The 3,645-nt window shown below is 51.7% G+C and carries 3 protein-coding genes; 1 reads left to right on the top strand and 2 read right to left on the bottom strand.

Going from position 1 to position 3,645, the window contains the following annotated elements; translation table 11 throughout:
• Positions 1-1,100 (bottom strand): SIR2 family protein (locus ACILQR_RS16600; RefSeq protein ID WP_395652465.1); only part of this gene is annotated, 1,100 nt, incomplete at its 3' end.
• A 342-nt stretch (positions 1,101-1,442) separates the two neighbouring features.
• Between ACILQR_RS16600 and ACILQR_RS16595 the strand changes: the two genes are divergently transcribed.
• Entirely contained in the window at positions 1,443-2,300 is an 858-nt protein-coding gene (locus ACILQR_RS16595; RefSeq protein ID WP_395652464.1) for a P63C domain-containing protein, read from the top strand.
• A 45-nt stretch (positions 2,301-2,345) separates the two neighbouring features.
• On the opposite strand, the gene ACILQR_RS16590 is transcribed toward ACILQR_RS16595, so the two are convergent.
• Complete coding sequence (locus tag ACILQR_RS16590) at positions 2,346-3,290, bottom strand: DUF2806 domain-containing protein (RefSeq protein WP_395652463.1); 945 nt, start codon at positions 3,288-3,290, stop codon at positions 2,346-2,348.
• Positions 3,291-3,645: the final 355 nt, after the last annotated feature.

The following is a 3,645-nucleotide window of genomic DNA, read 5'->3' as shown; positions in this document are numbered from 1 at the left end:
AAGAGATTGGCGAAGCTGTTGGAATCCTCCACGGCTTGAGTAAGCATTTTAAAATCGGCTTCGACGGTCATGGTCGGAATATCATGTCGCACAAGATTGTAGGATCGCGCGATCAGGGCTCGCAGCACTTTGGGATTGACGTCGTTCAACACAGGATTGGCGGCAAAAGCATTAAACACCCAGCCGAAGTCAGCAGCTTCAATCAGTTTTACCCGGATACTGCGGTCCTCGTCGGTGGCGATGACCTTCTCACGCGCAGGATTGCTGTCTGGCCCAACATCATGGTTCCATTCCAGAATATAGACGTTCGGAATAACTCCGCCTTTGACTGGCAGCGCCTCGTCAATGTCCGAAAGGATCGACTTGATGTTGGGATCGGACGCACTGTAGCCGATAAAAAGAACGGGATGTTCGTTGAAGAAGGTGAGAAGCTTGGCGCTAAGGAACTTCTTCTTTTTCGCAAATTGATCGTAGTCGGCCTGAGTGAACACGATGCTATCATGGTCTTCGATCGATCCGTGAATTTTGTATACCTCGCCTACGGATAGCTGTTGGCCGCGAAGTATCTGCTGGCCCACAATCGGTTCGTGGTCGGGAAACACCATTTCGATCATCTGGTCATAATTGGTGGTTATGATTGCGTGAGGCTTGATTTTGCACAGTGCCTCGATCTCGGACTTGTGTTCGTCGGCGCCTAAATCGGCAAGCGATTGAGGCGTTAAGCTGCTCAGATGTGCAGCAATCTTGAATTTGAGATAGGCTTGAGAATCCACATCCTCGCCGAACATGGTTTCTGGGAACTCGTTATGTCCGGCGTCCCATGCCCATTCCTGATAGAGGCGGGCGAATTCGTCACCGATCCTCATCGGCGTCTTAAGCGACTGTTTGTAGAAGCCAAGACCCTTATCAATGGCTGAACACTCCGACGCTAGGTGGCTCAACAGCTCGTCCCAGCTAGGAGCGTTCATGTAGCGACGAGGCAAGCCAGAACCGATGAACAGGATGGGCTGGCAACCCATCGATTTGACGGTCTCCGTGACGTCCTCGCTGATCTCCTCTACGTAACGGTCATACCGCGTCACCTGATTGTTGTCCGCCACAATGCCTCCATGCTAACTGTCTCTCGATTATCGATCGCTAGATATCGTCTCCAGCGTCTTGGCCAAGCGTTTGACGGGGAAAACCAGAAAACCTTTAACACCGCTGCGCGTTACCGGATAGCCATGCTTGCTTCACTAAGCATAAATGATATGCTTGCTGTAGTAAGCATGAGGATTCGCATGAGCAGGCAAAGCAAAGGGGGCACGATTGCGGCCCAGCGGCTGTCACCAGAAGCGCGGAAGGCTAGGGCTGTCGCTGGAGCGCAGGCACGATGGGCGAAAGCTGATCCTACGCGGGAAGAATTACCGAAGGCTATCTGTGGGTCCCACGATAAGCCAATCGTGATCGGGGATATTTCGATCCCCTGCTATGTATTAGAAGATGAGACGCGCGTTCTCACTGTCTCCGGCCTTTCCGAAGGCATTGGACTGGCTCGCGGCGGATCAATGGTTGCGGGCATGAATCGGCTTGAGCTTTTTGTGTCCAGAAAGCTGCTTAAGCCATTCGTTTCCAATGAGCTAACTGACCGAATCCATAACCCTTTGGTTTTTATTACCACAAGCGGTGGCAAGGCGTATGGCTATCCGGCTGAAATCCTTGTCGAGCTGTGCGAAGCTATCTTGGCAGCACGTCAAGCTGGTGTTCTCCAGAAGCAGCAGCTTCGGTTCGCGCAGCAATGCGAAATCCTAACACGTGGCCTCGCCCGTGTTGGCATCGTTGGCTTGGTCGATGAGGTGACTGGCTACCAGCAGATACGCGCCAAGAATGCCCTTGAAACTATCCTTAATCAATGGCTGGCCAAGGAATTGCAGCCTTGGCGCAAGCAGTTCCCTGACGAGTATTATAAGCGAATTTTCGAGCTTAATGGCTGGCCGTATGATCCGGGTTCGGTCAAACGCCCCGGTGTCATAGGCTTGTGGACCAATGATATTATCTATGGTCGCCTTGGCCCCGGTCTTAAGGAGCAGTTGGAAGATTACGCCGGCCGCGATGATGAAGGGAAGTTAAGGCACCACCTCCATCGCTATCTGACGACCGGGCATGGCATTCCAGAGCTTCAGACGCATCTTGCGGGCGTAGTTGCCTTGATGCGCGCATCCACAAACTGGAAGCAGTTCAAGGAAATGCTCCAGCGCGCTTATCCGAAGCCGAAAACAACGCTGAGTATGGCATTTGATGATCTTGAGCAAATCGGATGAACAAATGCCGTAGCGATCTCGCAACGGCTCTTGTTTAAAGACTGCTCAATTCTGATTATCGACTAGCTTAAAAGTCAATTTATCACGCTTGACGGAGCTGGCAACTCCTTTGAGGAATTCTTCAGATTTTTCGGATAGTTCCGCTATCATCGTCGCGGGAGCAATGGCAACGACTGTTTCTAGTTCCTTCCCCACACGGGTATAGCTAAGGTTATGGAGTCCAATCGTGTCACCCTGTGCAGTCACATCGTAGAGGCGGCCCATCAGTTTGATTCTCACCGAGACGGGTGGCACGACACTCTTAGCTGCAATGTAGATTCCATGCTCGATGAGGCCCGCATCAATCAAACGATCCGCCTCTTCGCTGCTGAGGAGTCGGCAGTCGTGATACCTAGACACCCCTAAGAAGTCGGGCCAGGTGAGGATTGTGCTCCAGGCCCGCTTAATCCAGACGAACTTCTCGAAGGCTCTCACATCTTCGGACTCAAGGTTTTTCACACAATCCAGGAGCCTTAGGCTGAATTGCCCATCGCGGGCTTGCCGAGTTAGTATCGCTGACCAAACCTGCTGGAGTTCTGAATGCGATACGCTTCTGGCGCCGTCCATGAAGCGGGCGAACCAGCCGTTATCGAACGGCTTCGTCGCCTCGTCGAGAGACGGTGAGGTCAATGCAAGACTGGCCTCTATGATGTTCTCAAGATTCATCTGCTCTTGGACTGCCGTTGCGACCACGCGGTGAGCAGCCCGCTTTTGAATTTGGAATTCGATTTCGTCAGCGCCGAGTCTGGTAATGGCGTTCGCTTTTGACTGCGCGTCCGCTAGCACAATAATCTCATGCGCCTTTGCCTCCGCTTCGCTACGGATAGCTCGCGGACGGTAGAGGGCCCCCGTCGCTCGGGTGAAAGCCTCAACAATTTGTGTTGCGATTTTGCCTAATCCAGCAACGTCGCTGATTAGCGATCCGCTGTTTGTATCTGCATTTTCGTTCAACACTTACTCCAGCCCCGTCCGAACCACTTCCAAAGTAGGTAGCAGTGAAAGTGTGTACGGGGAAGCTGGGATGACCGGAACTGCCGTTGGCGGTAATTCCAATTCAGCTGTTAGTGAAAGACCCGACTAGGGTCAAAATGAACTGCAATTTTTACCTATAACTGATTGAAAATTATAAGAAATCGTGGGATTGGTTGGTTTGTGATGCAAGGGTGAAACGTAAGAAAAACCCTTTAATATCAATGATTTATTTGAAGAAATGTTCTTCGTAATGCGGGGGTCACAGGTTCGAGTCCTGTAAGCGGCACCAGTCCTTTGAGAAGGCAATCCTACAGCACTGGACGAAATGGCTTCC

The sequence above is a fragment of the Brevundimonas sp. genome (assembly GCF_044239655.1).
GTDB lineage: Bacteria > Pseudomonadota > Alphaproteobacteria > Caulobacterales > Caulobacteraceae > Brevundimonas.
The sequence above is the reverse complement of the archived record's forward strand: the minus strand, read 5'-3'. Positions and strand labels throughout refer to the sequence as shown.